Annotated in this window: 13 protein-coding genes and 3 pseudogenes; 14 read left to right on the top strand and 2 right to left on the bottom strand. The window is 43.0% G+C overall.

Translation table 11 applies throughout. The annotated features are described in order from the left end of the window. Positions 1-451: 451 nt before the first annotated feature. From OPS25_RS04430 to OPS25_RS04410, 5 genes and pseudogenes are all read left to right on the top strand, one after another. Positions 452-699: pseudogene (locus tag OPS25_RS04430) on the top strand (endonuclease III); the annotation flags it as partial. 737 nt (positions 700-1,436) lie between these two features. Further along, positions 1,437-2,612, top strand: a complete 1,176-nt coding sequence (locus OPS25_RS04425; protein WP_265616444.1) for a serine hydrolase domain-containing protein — start codon at positions 1,437-1,439, stop codon at positions 2,610-2,612. A 251-nt stretch (positions 2,613-2,863) separates the two neighbouring features. Next, positions 2,864-3,105: pseudogene (locus OPS25_RS04420) on the top strand (endonuclease III); the annotation flags it as partial. A 654-nt stretch (positions 3,106-3,759) separates the two neighbouring features. Further along, positions 3,760-4,152 (top strand): annotated as a pseudogene (locus OPS25_RS04415) (flavodoxin FldA); the annotation flags it as partial. A 92-nt stretch (positions 4,153-4,244) separates the two neighbouring features. Continuing rightward, a complete protein-coding gene (locus OPS25_RS04410) occupies positions 4,245-5,336 on the top strand; it encodes a class I SAM-dependent methyltransferase (RefSeq protein ID WP_265616443.1) in 1,092 nt (363 codons plus the stop codon). Between the two features lie 470 nt (positions 5,337-5,806). Here OPS25_RS04410 and OPS25_RS04405 read toward each other — a convergent pair whose 3' ends face one another. Then, positions 5,807-6,634, bottom strand: a complete 828-nt coding sequence (locus tag OPS25_RS04405; protein ID WP_265616442.1) for a MipA/OmpV family protein — start codon at positions 6,632-6,634, stop codon at positions 5,807-5,809. Between the two features lie 575 nt (positions 6,635-7,209). Between OPS25_RS04405 and OPS25_RS04400 the strand changes: the two genes are divergently transcribed. The 9 genes from OPS25_RS04400 to glpQ all read left to right on the top strand — a co-directional run bounded on the left by OPS25_RS04400 (position 7,210) and on the right by glpQ (position 15,959). Further along, positions 7,210-7,941: a PEP-CTERM sorting domain-containing protein gene (locus OPS25_RS04400; RefSeq protein WP_265616441.1), complete on the top strand. Its 732-nt coding sequence runs from the start codon at positions 7,210-7,212 to the stop codon at positions 7,939-7,941. 453 nt (positions 7,942-8,394) lie between these two features. Next, complete coding sequence (locus tag OPS25_RS04395) at positions 8,395-9,519, top strand: alpha/beta hydrolase family protein (RefSeq protein WP_265616440.1); 1,125 nt, start codon at positions 8,395-8,397, stop codon at positions 9,517-9,519. Positions 9,520-9,864: 345 nt separating this feature from the next. After that, positions 9,865-10,689 carry a DUF5694 domain-containing protein gene (locus tag OPS25_RS04390; RefSeq protein ID WP_265616439.1) on the top strand — a complete coding sequence of 275 codons (825 nt, stop codon included), beginning with the start codon at positions 9,865-9,867 and terminating at the stop codon, positions 10,687-10,689. A 306-nt stretch (positions 10,690-10,995) separates the two neighbouring features. Then, positions 10,996-11,286: a MerR family transcriptional regulator gene (locus tag OPS25_RS04385; protein WP_407080215.1), complete on the top strand. Its 291-nt coding sequence runs from the start codon at positions 10,996-10,998 to the stop codon at positions 11,284-11,286. 538 nt (positions 11,287-11,824) lie between these two features. Continuing rightward, positions 11,825-12,043 (top strand): GDCCVxC domain-containing (seleno)protein, encoded by a 219-nt coding sequence (locus tag OPS25_RS04380; protein WP_265616437.1) that lies wholly within the window; start codon positions 11,825-11,827, stop codon positions 12,041-12,043. Between the two features lie 338 nt (positions 12,044-12,381). Further along, positions 12,382-12,954 carry a DUF4136 domain-containing protein gene (locus OPS25_RS04375; protein WP_265616436.1) on the top strand — a complete coding sequence of 191 codons (573 nt, stop codon included), beginning with the start codon at positions 12,382-12,384 and terminating at the stop codon, positions 12,952-12,954. A gap of 81 nt (positions 12,955-13,035) precedes the next feature. Beyond that, the gene (gene gloA, locus OPS25_RS04370) at positions 13,036-13,563 is read left to right on the top strand and encodes a lactoylglutathione lyase (RefSeq protein WP_265616435.1); all 528 of its coding nucleotides are present in this window, start codon (positions 13,036-13,038) and stop codon (positions 13,561-13,563) included. Between the two features lie 205 nt (positions 13,564-13,768). Then, positions 13,769-14,818 (top strand): aromatic ring-hydroxylating oxygenase subunit alpha, encoded by a 1,050-nt coding sequence (locus OPS25_RS04365; RefSeq protein ID WP_265616434.1) that lies wholly within the window; start codon positions 13,769-13,771, stop codon positions 14,816-14,818. 169 nt (positions 14,819-14,987) lie between these two features. Continuing rightward, on the top strand, positions 14,988-15,959 hold the full coding sequence (glpQ, locus tag OPS25_RS04360; RefSeq protein ID WP_265616433.1) for a glycerophosphodiester phosphodiesterase: 972 nt from the start codon (positions 14,988-14,990) through the stop codon (positions 15,957-15,959). A gap of 72 nt (positions 15,960-16,031) precedes the next feature. On the opposite strand, the gene OPS25_RS04355 is transcribed toward glpQ, so the two are convergent. Beyond that, on the bottom strand, positions 16,032-16,895 hold the full coding sequence (locus OPS25_RS04355; RefSeq protein WP_265616432.1) for a flagellar protein MotY: 864 nt from the start codon (positions 16,893-16,895) through the stop codon (positions 16,032-16,034). Between the last annotated feature and the right edge of the window lie 325 nt (positions 16,896-17,220).

The raw sequence follows: 17,220 nt of genomic DNA, 5'->3' as shown, positions 1-17,220 counted from the left end.
CATAAATAAGCTATTTCCACGCAATTTACTTAAGCGCAATAACATAAATGATTCTCCATGCGACCTTGCATGAAGCGATTTATTCCCAAATCCAGCTAAATAACCAACATCATCTATGCATGATGCATGGATTAAAAAACTTTCAGCACACCAACATGTAGAAGTCACAGTAACACGCGAGCTCTATTAATTGACGCAATCTACTATATAAAAAGTTAGTTAGAAAGCACTTGAACACTAAATTATTTTCCATAGAGGATATTACTGAGAAGGCTCAATAATATCCGAGTGGGTGTTTGATAGATTTAAATCGCACAAACATCTTTTTGAATGGGGACTTAAATGTCTGCTTTAGTTTGTTATTTGAAACTTTCCTGTGCTTTAACCGATGACCGGTTATAGCACTGAGCAGACATAAATTGTTCACTTTTTTCCATATCAATTTTAATTATCTTTTGGCTGGCCTACTATCGGCGTAGGCACCCACAGCTATCGTGTGACTTACCATACTAAGCGGGCAATGGATAAATATGTTTACCAGCGCGAACAGAAGCTGCGTAAAGTCGTGCCAGCAGAATTTAAGGTCGATGTGCATCAATGCTAATATTGCACAGGCACCATATGTGCATTGCGCGTAAACCCCGCTGGGGTTCTTGTTTGATCGAAGACTTATGCGAGTTTAAAGATAAACCAGAATAGACTGAGGTGAACTACAAACTAGTAGCTGACTGTCAAAGGGTACGGGGTTTACCTATTTCGCGTTGATTATTACTGACGAAATATGCCAGTCGATTCCGTAAGAATATGCAGACATTCATCGAATGATCTCGATGGATATTGCACATCATGCGAGGTATAGCAAAAACAACCTATACCGGTCTAGCGACATATATTCAGCGTGTTTTCATTACTTTGTAGAAGTTCAGAATTTAAGTATCCTCTTTCATATGCTGATTCAAATAGGCATGAACACCCAAGGTCGCGGTCAAATCACAATCGTACTGGTGAAAGCCTCCCATACCGACATTATGGAGAAATTTGTTTACAGTCTTAGCTCAATGCTCGCCAATTACCTAGAATAAATATTTGATTAAACGAGCTATAGACAAAACATTTACGTCAACGATAGAGGTTGAAAACTGTCTCGACGATCAGCCCCCAAGTTTAATAAAACTTGGGGGCTGACAATAGATTAACTCGGGCATGCACGACTTATTACCGTTTCTGATAAAAATCATCATGTCTGCACATATAGTGGATTTTGGCTTTAGTGCATACTATTTTAATTTTAAGGTATCAAATAATTCTTAAACAGTGATTTGTTACTTTAGAGGCATTTTTTAGATAGAGCAGACAAGTTGTATGGTGCTCTATGTTGTTACGACTTACCTAATCTATTTTTGCACAAAAAATCATCAATGCTAAAGGAAAAATGCATGCCGGCTAGTACTGTCTTAAGGCAGAGCTTTTGTTCTGCTAGTGCGCTATTTCGAACGCTTATTATATTCAAATGTTGTTGGGTATTATTGCTTGCGAACTTAGCATTTGCTGACTCTGTAAATGATAATGTGCAGCAGCAGATAGCCAAGTACGTTCAAGAAAAATACCACGAAGGTGAGTTCCATGGCGCCGTACTGGTTGCCAAAAATGGAGAAATTATTTATGAAGCTGGTGTTGGCTTAGCTAATTCGACCTGGGGTATTCCTAATGCAACTGATATTAAATATCCGTTGGCATCCATTACTAAATATTTAACTTCAATAGTAATCAATCAGCTTGTTGCATCTGGAGATATTGAGCTGGCAAAACCAGCGAATCTTTATTTGCGTGAAGAGAATTTAGGATTAAATCCAAGCATAACAATAGAGCATCTTCTTAGTCATCGCGCAGGCCTTGCCGATCATGTTTACGATTTATCAGATCAAGAATACCTTCGACTATATGGCAACCACTTCGTACCACCTCGCACCATTGTTAAGAATATGACATCACGACCACAAAAGTTTAAACCAGGCACTTCGAGTTATTACAGCAACACCGGATTCGTAGTTTTAGGTTTAGTTATTGAGTCTGTTACCGGTAAACCATTTTGTCAGGTGTTGAAAAGCCGTGTATTTGCGCCAGCCAATATGCACGAAAGTGGATGTTTGCAAAATAAAGAGGTTGTTCCAAGATTTGCCACTTCATACGAATCAGATGAATCGAAGCTTCTACACGTGCCCTTTGATCATTCTAATTATTCAGACGGTTATGCTTATAGTACACCGCGGGATATGCTTAAACTCGATATTGCCTTACGTAATGAAATATTATTACCCCTAGCATTACAGAACAAAATGGGCAAAGCGCGGATTTTTGAGCCATGGATTGAAGAACACTATGGCCGACTTAATCAGCTCGGCTACGGCTATGGTTTAGCAAGCTGGAAAATAGTTAGCAGTAACAATCAAGTAACCTATACAGTTGTGGGACATGGGGGGGCCGGTTGGGGATCAACTTCAACCTTTTGGCGAATACCAAAACTAGGGGTGGTTGTAATAGCTTTTAGCAACCGTTCTATCTGGCCGTTTCCAGTTTATGAAGAGCTAGTTAATCTGGCCGTTGCTAATTGATGGTTGCTATCTTAGCCCTGGCTTGGAGAGTTTACTTGGCAAAATCATCTGAACTCTGCATAAGCTATTGCGCTGAGGGGCACCATTTCCATACTTTTGAAATTATAATGCTACGGCCAAATTGTACTTTATGACAGCCCGCTTCCTGAACTAACAATCCTCACATTGACGTTCCACTTACGGCACAAAGCGCCCCATCGAGTAGATTCAATTTCTTGCGCCAGGTTCAACATCTAGCATCAAAATATATCGGCTGGCCTACCATTGTTATAAATCCCCACATTTTTCGGGTCTGTTTCCGCACTAAACTTGCGATAGATAAAAACGCTGTTCAAGTAGAGCAAAACTGCTTAAAGTGGTATCTACTAAGCGTAAGGTGGACGTTCATCACTGGCTAACTTTGCACGGCCGCACTACGTGTATTGCGCCTAAACTACGCTGTGGTTCAGATACTATAGAAAAATCATGCGTGTTTAAGGAAAAGACTGAGTAGCCTGAACTCGCTTTAAGCATTTGAGCGAAACGCTTGCACTAAGCTCCGATCGTTCAACCAAGAAACATGTGGATACAAAAGAAAAAGGCATGAAGGAATTAGGTGGATTATTCTGTAAGGTCGAAAATTTGGCCAGAGTTTCGCCCCTCAATGACAAAAGCAGCTCACTAGCTATGATGCTTTTGAGCGTCTAAGCGAAATCCCTATGAGCCTGAGTGAGACGATTATGATTTTCACCCGGTTTTAAATGATCAGCAACGACACTTTATAATACTCTACGGGTGTTATCTCACGGGCCGACGCTCATGGTTTTCCCACATTATAAAACTCAGTTTGCTTTCGGAATGTGGTGCCCTCAATACTGATTTCTCTATGTATCTACTTCACACACATCACGAGAAAGCTGACGGATATAAAGTTCTTCGATTCTACCACACTCCGAATTTGCATTAATTTTCGCATTACCCGAATCAACGTGTTGGAAGGCATTGACACGGGGGACGCGGAACAATGGGTTAATTTTTTGGCTTCAAATTAAGTGTCACCATTAATCATTTTAGGGAATATTTTGCGGTCAAACTCCCCCCGCCAACTAGAATACCGCCTCTAGGCCTGAAAAGTTTCTGCCCCATTGCGATAAGTAGTTAAGAGTAAATTGCAGAATTGCGGCTGTTGATTTTCGGAATTCCACCGTAGTATTACGGCAAATTTCGGTGCGACTGGGATGACTTTTTCCCTGAATTAAAGGAAATCAATTTTCAGGATAAGCTGATTGCGATTTTTGGCAGAAGTAATCTAGAAGACTAAGCCGAATACTTGTTAGATGCCAAGGGTATGATCCGGGATCTCTTTGAACCTACAGGTGCAATTATCGTTGGCCATTGGCCAATAGGCGGTTATGATATTGAAGCATCTAAAGGTATGGCAGATGATGACCATGTTGATGGTTTATACATAGCTGGTCATCAGAATGAATTGATTGAAGAACGGGTGAACGCCCAGGGTCAACAAGTTTATGATGGACTGTGCCTCGCAGAGCTCGCTTAGCTAACTGCATCCACACTGAATTAAGGCGTTTTTACGCCTTTGTTGTGGGTAACGAAGTCTGCACTTATCTCGCGACAAGGAATATGATTGACATGCTAGATCCAATTCGACAAGCTGAAACTCTCTACAACAATGAAGATTTTCAGGCGGCATTAGCGCTTTATCAGTCCATGAATGATAGCAGTGCACACATTCAGTGGAACATTGCTCGGTGCCTGTGGAAACTAGGCGAATATCCACCAGCCTTACAGGCGTTTGAATCAGCTTTTACTAAAGAATCGTCACTGATGCACGCGATGAGTCTTGCCAACGCATATATCATGCTTGGGTTGATTGAAAAAGCTAAGCAGTTGTTGGTGCGTATTAATATGGCTCAACCGGGTTTTGCCAATGCCGCCGTGAATCTCGGTCTGTTGCAGTTTTGTGAGCAGCGTCATGAAACGGCAATTAAGACGGTGGAAAGAGCATTTCAGCATAACCCCAGTGACCCAAATATCTTGATCACGCTTTATGCCTTTTATACTCTAACGCACTCAACCCAAGCAAATGCGTTACGAAGCCACTTGCCACAAGACGCTCGAACGCAAAGTCATCGACTATCAATTGACTTTATCGCCCAACAGATAGACGCAAATCCGAAGATAAAAGTAACCAGCTCGACTTTAGAAAACTTGTCGCTCGCGCTTAAGCACGCCAAATTAGATGGGAGTGTAATAGAATGCGGTGTTTACTATGGCCGCTCAATTAATTTTTTAGCCGCTGAATATTCTGGAGCAATTGACGGTTTCGATAGTTTCGATGGGCTACCCGAAAAATGGAAAGCCGATGAAGCAGAGGGAAGTTATTCAACCGGGGGGCAATTACCAAACGTTGCCAGCCACGTGACCTTGCATCAAGGGTGGTTCGAAGACACTCTGCCAGAGTATGCAAAGACGCAGTCTATGCCCATCAAACTGCTGCATATCGATTGTGATATCTATAGTTCAACAAAAACCATCTTCGATTGTCTGGGCAATTTAATTCAATCGGGGACCATTATTGTTTTTGATGAATTTTTGGGGTATCCCGAATACCAGCAGCATGAATTTAAAGCTTTCTATGAATTTATTGACAGTTCAGGATTAGCCTTTGAGTTTATTAGTTTTAGCCTGTTGCCACATGAAGCTACTGTGCGGATCAAATAACGACCTAGTAGGTGAACAGCAGTCACACGGGCGTTAACTTTTGCGTCAATGGTTAATGATGGATATTTTTATGAGTCTACGTTCACGTCATAGTATCTGAGCAATTTGCTATATTTTAAATTTCTCGACCGCTCGTATCAGACTCGGCATTTGCGTTTTAAATCGTATAAAGCGGGTATTGAGAAAAGAGGTTTAGGTAAACAAAAACAGCTTTATCTCGAGCCATAAGATTTCAGCATCGATGCGAATCCCTGGTTTATCTTACATGCGCATAATGTATCGACAGCGCGCTAGGCAAGATACTGAAGGTGTATTAAGGGGATTGCATAAAGTTTATAGGTAATACTGAATTCTAGGCCGATAATGCTCAGCAGCGAAACTGTCTGGAAAGGTATCAAGGATTATTAAAAGAAAATTTCACAAGGCGATACCACCTGCAATTCCATAGCCTGAACCTACGGTTCCCGCTGCTAGAACACGTAGATAACACCAATGCCCACTTCGGCTTCATAGTCGTTGCGTGTAATTGGGCTGTCCTTGATGTCGCCAGTATAACGTTCATAGACCAGCTCGCCGAATATTTGCCAGTTATGAGAGAGATAGTTGCGATAGTTGTAATTAACTCCTATCGAGCGAAATCCGCCACTTAGATGTGTCTCATTTAAACCCGAGGCAGCGGCTTGCGCAGCGTTAATGCTAAAATCTTTATTCGCGTAGTCACTGTCGTGAAAGACCGCTACAATCGCAATTTCAGATCCGGTTCCATCGAAGCGATCACCGAAGCGGTGACCCACGCCAAAAAGGCCAAGACTGCCGCTATCCCCGACAACCATTCGACCATCCAGCCAATAACGCCACTCGGCACTGAACGCGCGACGCACCTGTAACACAATTTGCGCTCCCTCATCACTGTCGCCCAATCCATCCAGATGACCATCATCAGAATCACTTTCTTCACGCCCTTCATCATAAGCCACGGCGGCCTCGAATAGCCACGTATCGGCACGAAGCCCACGCCAGCCCAGCGCCTCTCCGGCCCAGAAGAAAATATCATCATCGTTGCGCCACTGCAGTGCGCCAGCCGGATCGACTTCAAAACCGAATTCATCGGAGCCTTCGTAAGCAGCTTCGTATTCAACTCCAAGACCCAACCCTACGGCCCAGCCGTCGTTGCCCCTGGTGAAGTCATTGATCGAAGGCAGAGGGACTAAAGCAGTTCGTCCTGCTTGGGCTAATGCGGTGTTAAAGAAAAGGCCATGCATGACGATCATCATCAGTAAGCCTGCGTACTTTTTCATACCACCCTCACATTAAAGGATGTTGGAACAAAGAGTGTTCCAAGTTATGGAGATAGTTTAAATTATAGTCAAAGTCGCGATAAACAGATAACTGAATGCCGCTTTTGGTTATTATTTTCCATCTCCATATATTGAGGCTCTCACCAATGAATATGCCAATTCTCATTAACCTGGGGATATCAACAACATAAATTTTTAAGTATCGCTTTCAATACTGTTCGGTCCGGGGGATAGAATGGACTGAACGTTTAATATATCCCCCATTTTCCGATTGAGAATCTCCATTACGGTTACGTAATTTGCAGAATGTTCTAATTGGGTAGGCTTAAATTGTGCGATACCGGTTGTTGATAAATGAATGTACCGAAAAACGCGCGCACACATGTGTCAACAATCTTTACACTGATATTTATTTCAGCATCGAGACCTCACCCAACCCACTGTAAATTAAAGGATTTGCAAAAAGGTATAATATTTGCTTAATGGCAAGAATAATAATTCCTCCTTGTATGTGAAGTGAGCACGGGGAGGACACGCATTTCATACCACAACAACTCATTCATTGGATGTATATAATGACAAAAAGAATTGCTCTAGCGGCGTTGCTAGTTTGTGTAACAGCTTTTCACGCGCAGGCCGGCTTAGTGAATACTGAATATAATGGTCACTTCGATGAAGCTTCAATAGTGAGTGAAGAACGCTTACCCGCGGGGGATTATGACACTATAGGCGGGCTGGAGGATGTAGCACTATTCAAACTTGTTGAAGGTTCTAATGAGTTCTTCGGTTCAGTTTTTAGCCCACACGATAGCAGCGATGTTTTTACCATTGAAGTAACAAAAGGGTTACGTCTTGTTGGCGCATCAATTAGATGGGCGACAAACTTACCGGGGATCCGGTTAGATTTTAACAACCCCACCGGTTACTTGGCGCAGAATACCTGGGGCGAACAAGCGCCGGACTGGTTTGTTGAAGAAAGCTCTATCGAACCGGAAGTCTTCACCATTGAAAATCTGGAAGCCGGTGCAATAGGGTTCGATCTTGATATAGCACCATCCCAATTTTTTGCCGAGAGTTTTACGCGAGAACAAGGGATATATAGCAGTTTGCTTGCCGCTTCCGGAACGTGTGCGCAAACATTTAGCCCCTCCCCAGATGGAATTGGGCTTATTCCAGGGTGCGTGGAAGGTATAGATTATCAAATGAGCTTTATTGTGGAGAGAATTAACGTACCCGAGCCATCATCATTCGCTATTTTTGCGTTAGCACTTATGGGGCTAGCATTACGCAGACTTAACAGCCTGTAAACTACCTAGATTTTCATGACGAAAGCACCTTAGAGGTGCTTTTTTTATTACCGAATGCGTAAACCACTTTAAAAGGTACTATTTCCCTATCGTCGCCCCGCAATTCGACCCTAACAGGCCCTCGCTCAAATTAACAATTCAGAATATCTCCTTTCACAAACGAATAAGGATGAGCAGAGGGTTGTCATACCATCTACATAACCTATTGTGATTTCTGTTTATAGAAAGTCGGGGGTTAGCTTAGCGACATAACTAGATTGTTAAGTGTTTTTTTTGTGCTATAAGATATATCACGGCGTGAAACAAATAATGACAGCCTTGGAACACATGCTAATGGCTATTCATAATGTTTCAGAAACTTGTTTGATGACTTTCCCAGTAGCTATAACCCAATAGCGGCACGTTGTTTAATTGAATGTGAGAGTTAAAGTTTTATTCAACAGGGAGCGTGGTATGAGCATACGCATCTTATCACCGGCTAGTTTGCTCTGGATTTTTCTTTTCTCGTGTAGCACTCTGCCCGACGAAAAATTAGCACACCAAACCCCTATCAGCCTCTCCCCCTATGTTAAAGAGAATGTTACCTTTACCAGTGATAATGGTGAGACGACTTTAGCGGGCACGCTCACTTTTCCAGACAACATTAATCGCGCTTTACCTGCGGTAGTGTTATTGCATGGGACGGGTTGTTACAACCGAGATTATGTGGTTAATCAACACAAATATTTTTTGGTATTAGCCGATTTTTTGACGAGAAATGGAATTGCCGTTTTAAGGTATGATAAGCGGGGATGTGGTGAGTCTCAGGGAGACTTCAGTCAAGCAACGTTAAATGATTTTGCTTCGGATACCACGGGAGCTGTTCGTTATCTAGTATCCAGAAAAGAGTTAAGCATTAGCCACATCGGTTTAATAGGACACAGCGAAGGGGGAATGGTGGCCCCTATGGCTGCAATCGATAACCACGATATCGACTTCCTTATTTTGTTGGGTGCCCCAGGCCTTTCCTATCCAGAAAACATTTTACTTTCTGAAGAACGGATGGCAAAAATAGCCGGCTATTCTGATGATTTCGTCAAACAACAACGCACTGCGAACGAAGAGATTTTTTCGGCGGTGATGACAATTAACGATCGAGAGCATCTTGTAAAAAGACTGACTCAAATACTGTATGCGTCACGAAATCAGCTCTACTTCTTAGCAGGACTGGAAGGAAAAGAATTTAAAGAACGCGTCCAATTTCTCGTCGGGGAATATTCCAGTCCGTTACTTATCAATGATTTTAAGGGCCATCCACCCAGCTATTTTTTACGCAAAGTAACCTGCCCTGTATTAGCTATTACTGGAGACAGGGATGTCAATGTACCCTACCCTGAAGAAATTGAAGCGATCGCTCACGCGCTAGAAGAAGCTAATAATGAGGATGTTACCATTAAAATTTTCCCCTCATTGAATCATATGCTTCAGCGCTCCGAAACGGGTTTGCCAGAAGAAAGTGATGATATCGAAGAAACGATTTATCCAGGGGTTTTACACACGATTGCAGAATGGATTCGGGAAAAGACAAGCGCTACTTAATTATTCGTTCCATTTAGCTAATTCGTTAGGCGGCTTTGTTTACCCGCTGACAATTGCCGCTCCCTTTTTTACACACAGTTAACCCACCAGCTGACATTTTTTTGTAAACCGAGAAGGGAGGTGCATTTAGGCGCTGCATTACATATTCTTTTTTACATCAGTGTAAACTCATCCCACAATCCAGCCAAAACCTGAGCAAATTGAGAATTTGCCGCACCATGAATAGAATAAAAGCAAACTATTGAACATTATGACATTTAATGCCTATGATAGGCTTACATCGAAGAAATGTTGAGAACCTTCAAATCGTAATAATGTACAGCATACTAAAACAAAGGGTGAGTAATGAATAAAAGCAAAAACGTAGCATTATTAGCACTACTTGCGTGGTGTATAGCTTTTAACGCGGGGGCGAGCAAAGTACCAGCACAACCTGCACAGGTAATGGTCTTCGGCGTGTTTCATTTTGCCAATCCTGGGCTGGATGTGGTTAAATCCGAACAAATTGACGTCATGAGTGACGCTAACCAAAGCTATCTAAAAAGTTTGGTGGGCCGGCTCGCGAGCTTTCGTCCTACGCATATTCTAATCGAATGCGATCTGGAACTAACTCCCAAATATCAATCAGACTATAGCGCTTACCTAAATAACCAGTTCACGTTAACTCCTAACGAAAATCATCAGTTGGGTTTTAGAACGGCAAAAGCCTCTGGGTTAACCCAACCTACAGCGATCCAGTGCTACAACGAGAGTAACATCGGTTGGGATCCTACATTACTGTTAGAGCATATGTCCGCTAATGATAAAACTAGCCAAGAAGCATTTGATCAGCTTATTGCCTCGGTTACCGAACAGACTGCTCACGCACACAAAACCAAAACGTTTGCTGAATTGTTAATGATGTCAAACTCACCTGAACAGGACCAGTTAAACAAAAGTCTGTATATACTGACCAATAGTGTGGGTGCGGGGGAAAACTTCGCTGGAGCTGACGCTGCAGCGAGTTGGTGGCACCGGAATTTCCGCATGTATGCGAATATCCAAAAAGTCGCTCAACCTGAAACGCGAGTACTGGTTATCGGTGGACAGGGTCATACTGCTATTTTTAAAGAAATGCTAGACGACGATTTAAATAGACAAGCGGTGGATGTACGGTCTTATATCATGTAAGCCTGGGACGATTAGCTAGAGAGCAAGCGTGTTATCTTTTATAGTGGTGGGTGTGAAAATAGAAACGTCGACGGTAACACGTTTATCGCCAGTATCGTAACCCGCTTGGCGCGGTCTCGGCAGAACAGAATCTTGCAATATCGGAACGGCCATTAATGCAATGGGGTTGATGCCTCGTCTTCGATTAGAGTGTGCCGATGTTTAATTCTCTGCACGCTCCACGTTGGAACTTTACGGTCGCCATCGCTTTACTAAATGGCCATTGTAGTGGGTTGAAAACAGCTTACCTGAGGCGCTGGACCTAAGATAAAAACCATTGGAAAACTTGCTAACGAATTGGTAATAAGGGTCGAAACAATACACTTTTATAAGCGTTACGGCCTTATTGCCTACCCCCCCGAGCCGCAGGCCTGGTATCGTCACTATGACGATAGAATAACCGATCAACTGAAGCTCATCGCCGAAGCAAAAGCAAAAGCAAAAGCAAAAGCAATAGGTTTTACACCGAAAGAAATTGATTCATTAATGAGATTAGATGGACATTGTGCGGATGTTGCGCCAATAGCCATACAAAAGCTTCATTTAATTCGCGCATAGATTACAGTTTACAGCGATTGGAATCGGTCATTCGTAAGATGAACAACTCTTGTAAAGATAACCACAACCCACATGCTTGCCCTAATATCACCTCATTAAAGTAATTATTGACTCCTTACCCCAGTACGGAGTTTATACTACCTAAACACGACCGATAGATGAGGAGATTATGATCAATACTTTTTTTGATAAAGTAGGCTCAAGGCGTGTGTTTAGCAGCTTTGAGCTGTACAGTGTGTTTCCAAGCGCTCGGTTCAATGGCCTCAGCATTAGGTATGCTTTCACATTTTGGAGGGATAGCGACAATTATCCTATTACCTCTTTTTGCCTCTCTAGCTCTTCTAGGAAACGTCTTAAACGGGAATTGCCATAAAAATGTACAAAGAGGAGTATTTAGTATAATGGGGCCTAGCCTGGTATTGCTCACGCTTTACCCTCTGAGGCAATATCACTGATGCAATAACGTGTTTTATTTCGGCATCATCTGGATGGTGACAATGTCTTTCGTAGATATACTCAAACCGGCTAAGGAACAATCATGCGAACGTTTTTATTAGAAACTGAAATTACTTGTCCGCAATGTGGGTTCAAAAAGATTGAAACCATGCCCACCACTGCGTGCCAGTGGTACTACGAATGCGATGGATGTAAGACATTATTAAAACCTTTGCCCGGGGATTGCTGTGTATATTGCTCATTTGGCTCGGTGAAATGCCCTCCTTTGCAGGTAGGAACGGGGTGTTGTAATACGGCGTAGCGCTTACCGGTGGAAAATAAGACCGAAATATACCTTTTTCTTCCTTATGGCACTGCTAACCGAGGTCGTTAAGCCCCTACCTTCACATTTAGAAAAGTTGTCATTCATTGATGATGGTGAACGTATCGGTTCATTGGACCCTCACTTTTTACTATTACCGAGATGTAAGTAAGCATATTGGGATCTGGCAAAAAAATTTTCCTTCCAGTTGCCTGTGCATTGAGGAGATAGAAATAGTACCTACACTTGAGTTTGCTTTTAAAAATATAAGTGGTTAAAACGATCCAGAACCACCTGTAAATACGTTAAAATCCTGTCTGAATTAACCCGGTGAAACTATGCCAAAAACAAACCTATTCTCTCGCGATATAGGGGCATTGCTACTTGTGGTTTTGGTAAGCGACTTAATGGTGGGCTGCGCCTCGAACAAACCACAAATCAATATGGTCGAAGAAGAAACATTTGCCACTATTGAGACATTTTACGTTGAGCCCCCGCTTAATTGGGGCAATGTACCAGTTGAAAATCACATCATGTCGACCATTACCGCAGTCATGCAGAACAAAGGATTAACGCCTGTCAGAAAAGAAAGTGCTGATATAGAAATAAGCTTTTTCCCTTCCACGGCGCTAAAAGAAAGCGGGAATTCAATGAGTATTGGGCTTGGGACAGGAGTCTTCGGGCGTTCAAGTGGAATATCTTTGGGCAGTATTTTCAGTGTTCCGGTAGGCGACCAAGTTACCCAGTATCAAAATCTGCAAATCGATATTATAAAAGGCGGCGAATTTATCTATAGCGCTGTAGGAAGTGCCAAGCTTGAGTCACAAGATAGTATCACTATTCAAAAAGAACTTTCAGAACTTGTACACGGTTTATTAAAGTCCTATCCAGAAGAACCTAGCATTCCATGAATGGAGGGCCCTCACGATGGCGTATAAACGTTTTTTATTCCTTCAACCTGGAATACATTCTTAGTTAAAAAAGGCAAAGTTATGACTCGTCATTTTGAAAAAGCGGAAGGGTTGTGCGAAGAAAAAGACCCAGCCACGCAGGGTTTTGTTTTCAATCAAACCATGCTTCGAATCGCTGATCCGGTTCGCTCTTTGGATTTTTACACTGGCGTAATGGGGATGACGTTGCTGAAAAAGCTGGAATTCCCGGAAATGGAATTTACGCTTTACTTCCTGGCGGCAGGTGATGATTTTTCCGATATCAGTGACAATGAAAAAGAACGTACCGCGCAGACTTTTGCCCGCCCGGCAATGTTGGAATTAACGCATAACTGGGGTGATAGCGCTGAGTCGATCACTTATCACAATGGCAACAGTGAGCCGCGGGGCTTTGGCCATATCGGCTTTCACGTACCCGATTTAGAAGCCGCATGTCAGCGTTTTGAGGATCTAGGCGTCCCTTTTCAAAAGCGGCTGAAGGATGGAAAAATGAATAATCTGGCTTTCATCAAAGATCCTGATGGCTATTGGATCGAAATTTTTGATGCCAATCGCATGGCGGGTTCTTAGGTCGTCATCGTTAGGTTATATTCAAAATAATATAATCAGGCCTGAAGCATCACCAACGAAGCGAAAGCTGGTGATAATTCAGCCTGATAGATCGCTATCGCAAGCAAGCATCATCCCGTTCGGGAATGCATGACAAAATTAAGCAAAATGCTAATATACTACTCTTTTTCAAGCCGTCGATTTTTTGTTCCTGGAGCCCCAGTCTTTGTTCAAGCACCCTTCTATTAAAAGTTATTTTGATGCTGAAATTGCCAAAGCGGAAACCGAATTAGCCTTCACCAAGGGGCTCAGTTATGCGGGACATTCGCTGATGGTACCGGAAAAATTCAGCTATCAGGTGTTGCCTTACTTCAATGACAGATTTGTGCTGTTTAACCAGGGCGACAAGTACGATCTGTTATCAAATGTCTGTTTACACCGCCAGGCTAAATTACTCGAAGGCAGCGGCAGAACCCGAAGTATTGTGTGTAAACTGCATTGTTGGGGCTATGATAACCTGGGCACATTGAAAGGTGCTCCGCACTTTGAGAACAAACCAGAGGGTAAACTTAAAACTGAAACACTTAACGCCTGGAATGGAATGCTGTTTAGAGGGCGTGTTCCGGACATGGACCTTGAGGCATTAGGTTTAACGTCATACATTAATTTTGACGATTATTTTTTCGCTGGCCTTGAAACCACACAGTACAACTTCAACTGGAAAACCTTTGTCGAAATTTATTTGGAAAATTATCACGTATTTTCCATGCACCCTGGCCTGAGGCAATTTGTAAAACCCAACGATCTAGAGTGGGAATTCGGCAAGGACTATTCGGTACAAAAAGTGGGCTTAGGTGAGGATTTGCTCAAAGCGACCACACCGCATTACCGGCATTTCCAGGACGCGCTGGTTGAGCGTTTTGGCGACAATCTCCCAAGGTATGGTGCAATCTGGTGTTATATCTACCCCAACATCATGATTGAATGGTACCCCGAGGTGTTGGTTGTCAGTACCATTTACCCTAACGGGCCGAGGCAGTGTACCAATCATGTGGAATTCTATTACCCCAATGCGTTTCATGCAAAAGTACCCGGTTACTTTGAAGCTGAGAAAAAGGCCTACATGGAAACCGCCATTGAAGATGAGGAAGCCTGTTTGATTCTAGAAAGCGGAAGAGAAGCGCTTTATCTATCCGGAGAAGAAGAACACGGCCCGGTGGACTCATTTTTAGAGGCTGGCGTGGCAAAATTTTATGAGTTTTTATCTTCCTCCTAATGTAGGAGCTTAAATCATTCGGTTAGTTGCAATGGGGTGCAGAATAAAAGAATATGCGGATAATTGGGCAGAACGCATGCGCCAAAACGCTTAAAGGCTACTCCAGACTTAGTTGAGCGAAATTGGTTACGCATCAATTCAGTTTAGCCTCAAATAAAAAGGAATTAAAATGTTATCCCGCTTTACAACACTACTGGTTTTACTGTTTCTGTCCAAACAGGTTTTTGCTTTCGATATCATTGCTCATCGCGGCGCCTCAGGCTATTTGCCGGAACATACACTTGCTGCAACCACGCTGGCTCACGCACAGCTTCCCGCTTATATAGAACAGGATGTGGTGTTGACTAAAGATAGCATCCCTGTGGTTTTACATGATATTCATCTGGATACGGTGACAGATGTCGCAGAAAAATTTCCTGAGAAGGTAAGAGAAGATGGCCGCTACTATGTTATCGATTTTACCTTAGCTGAAATTAAAACGTTGCAGGTGCACGAGCGAACCAATCATGTGGGTAAGCAGGTTTTTCCCCAACGATACCAAGGCACACAAGCTCAATTCACTATAGCCACGCTGGCAGAGCACCTAGAGCTAATTGCTCAACTCAATCGTCTAACGGCTTCATCCATCGGTGTATACCCCGAAATAAAAGCGCCTGCCTGGCATCGCAAGCAAGGTAAGGATATCAGTGCGATTACACTTGATGTGTTAGCTGCCTTTGGATATCCAAATAAGAACAATCATATTATTTTGCAATGTTTCGATTTTAAAGAGATAACCCGCATACGGGAGGAGTTGGGTTATAAGGGCAAGCTGGTTCAACTGATAGGCAGTAACAATACTCATTTGTTAAATTCGGCGCGTTCACTAAAAGAGCTTGCGAATGTGGTGGACGGCATTGGCCCTTCGTTCAATCAGTTACTGGATAAGGTCGCGTTAAGTAAAGGCCGGATCAGCCCCCAAACGTGGGTAACGCAGGCGCAAAATGCGGGATTGCTAATTCATCCTTACACACTTAGAGCCGACCAGCTTCCACCGGGCATGACGCTTCAGGAAGCTGTTAGCGCTTTATATTTACTCAAGGTGGACGGGGTATTTACTGACCATGTACCGCCAGTGAAAACCGCAATAAAGCTCAGGTAGCGGAAAAGAAAAAATGGCGCGATATGCGCCATTTTTTCTTATTTCCTAACAAATCAAAGAAGCATTACAAAATCACGATTTGCTTAACTGCACTACCACCCTTCTGTTCATAGCGCGCGATGAGGCGTTATCATTGGGTGCAATATGATGCTTTTCACCGTGTCCGGTGACTTCAATACGCTCACCATCTACACCTAGCGCGGTAAGATAATTTTTTACTTCATTTGCGCGTCGGATAGACAGCTGTTCGTTATTCCAGCGACCACCGTAACTGTCGGTATAACCATCTAGCAAAACCAGCTCTAAGTTACTGTCTTCCTTCAAATACTCGCCAATCATGCTTAACCGTTTACGCGAATATTTGGTTAGATTGGTACTGTTTTTCTCATAGCTGAGCACAGTGTAAGCGATGTCTTCAAAGCTATAAGGGAGCAAATTAGATACGCATTGAACGAATTGACGATACGCAGGAGTAAAGTTACTCGCATTTAAAGCAACAGAGATCTGGTCGTAGGCGTTATACCAATCTTGATAATAAATGGTAGGCCAATAGCCTTTTTCAAGTTCACTTAACATCGTCCAGGCGGCTTCTTCTGGCAGATCACCTGAATACTGCGTGCGTAGCTGCATGTCAGAAATGATTTTAGGTGCTTTCCCAGGCATCCACTTTGGGGGGATCGAATACACGGCGGCGACATCAAATTTCTTCGGCAGCAAATACATGTCCATCTCAAATTCCATGTTGAGCTGTTTGGAGGCCATACTGGTAAACAATGCATCACCGTATCCTGGTACGGTGTGATTGAGTGTACACTCAAGTCTGTTAGCGGTTTGCATCAGCCAGCTGGAATCTTCCACTGCTGCTGCATATTGGCGCATAGCCGCATGACTTGCGGTTGTGACAATCAAAGTTAAGGCAAAAGCGATTCGAATCATGAGAAATCTTTTTTACACCATCTTATTCTATTAATCATATCGTCTTATTTCGCGAAAGCTTTAGCTATTACTGATTAGCGTTCAGGTCTATTCACGCAGCTGGAGAATTTTGTCAATTTTTAACCTGTCAGCTATGAAGCATGCTACAGGACCAAACCGACGTGATGCGTCATGAGTTCACCAGACCATCCATCTGTGCTTACTTCCCCCAGGGGGTCTTGACAGACTTTATGGCGACTATCTCTAAGCTGCTCATCCATCCATTCAAATTAGTATAACATCTGAATGGATGGATACTCGTGCGTATAACTGCGATAATCAGCAC

This window comes from Alteromonas aquimaris (assembly GCF_026183695.1).
GTDB lineage: Bacteria > Pseudomonadota > Gammaproteobacteria > Enterobacterales > Alteromonadaceae > Alteromonas > Alteromonas aquimaris.
This window is presented reverse-complemented; position numbering and strand designations above follow the sequence as displayed.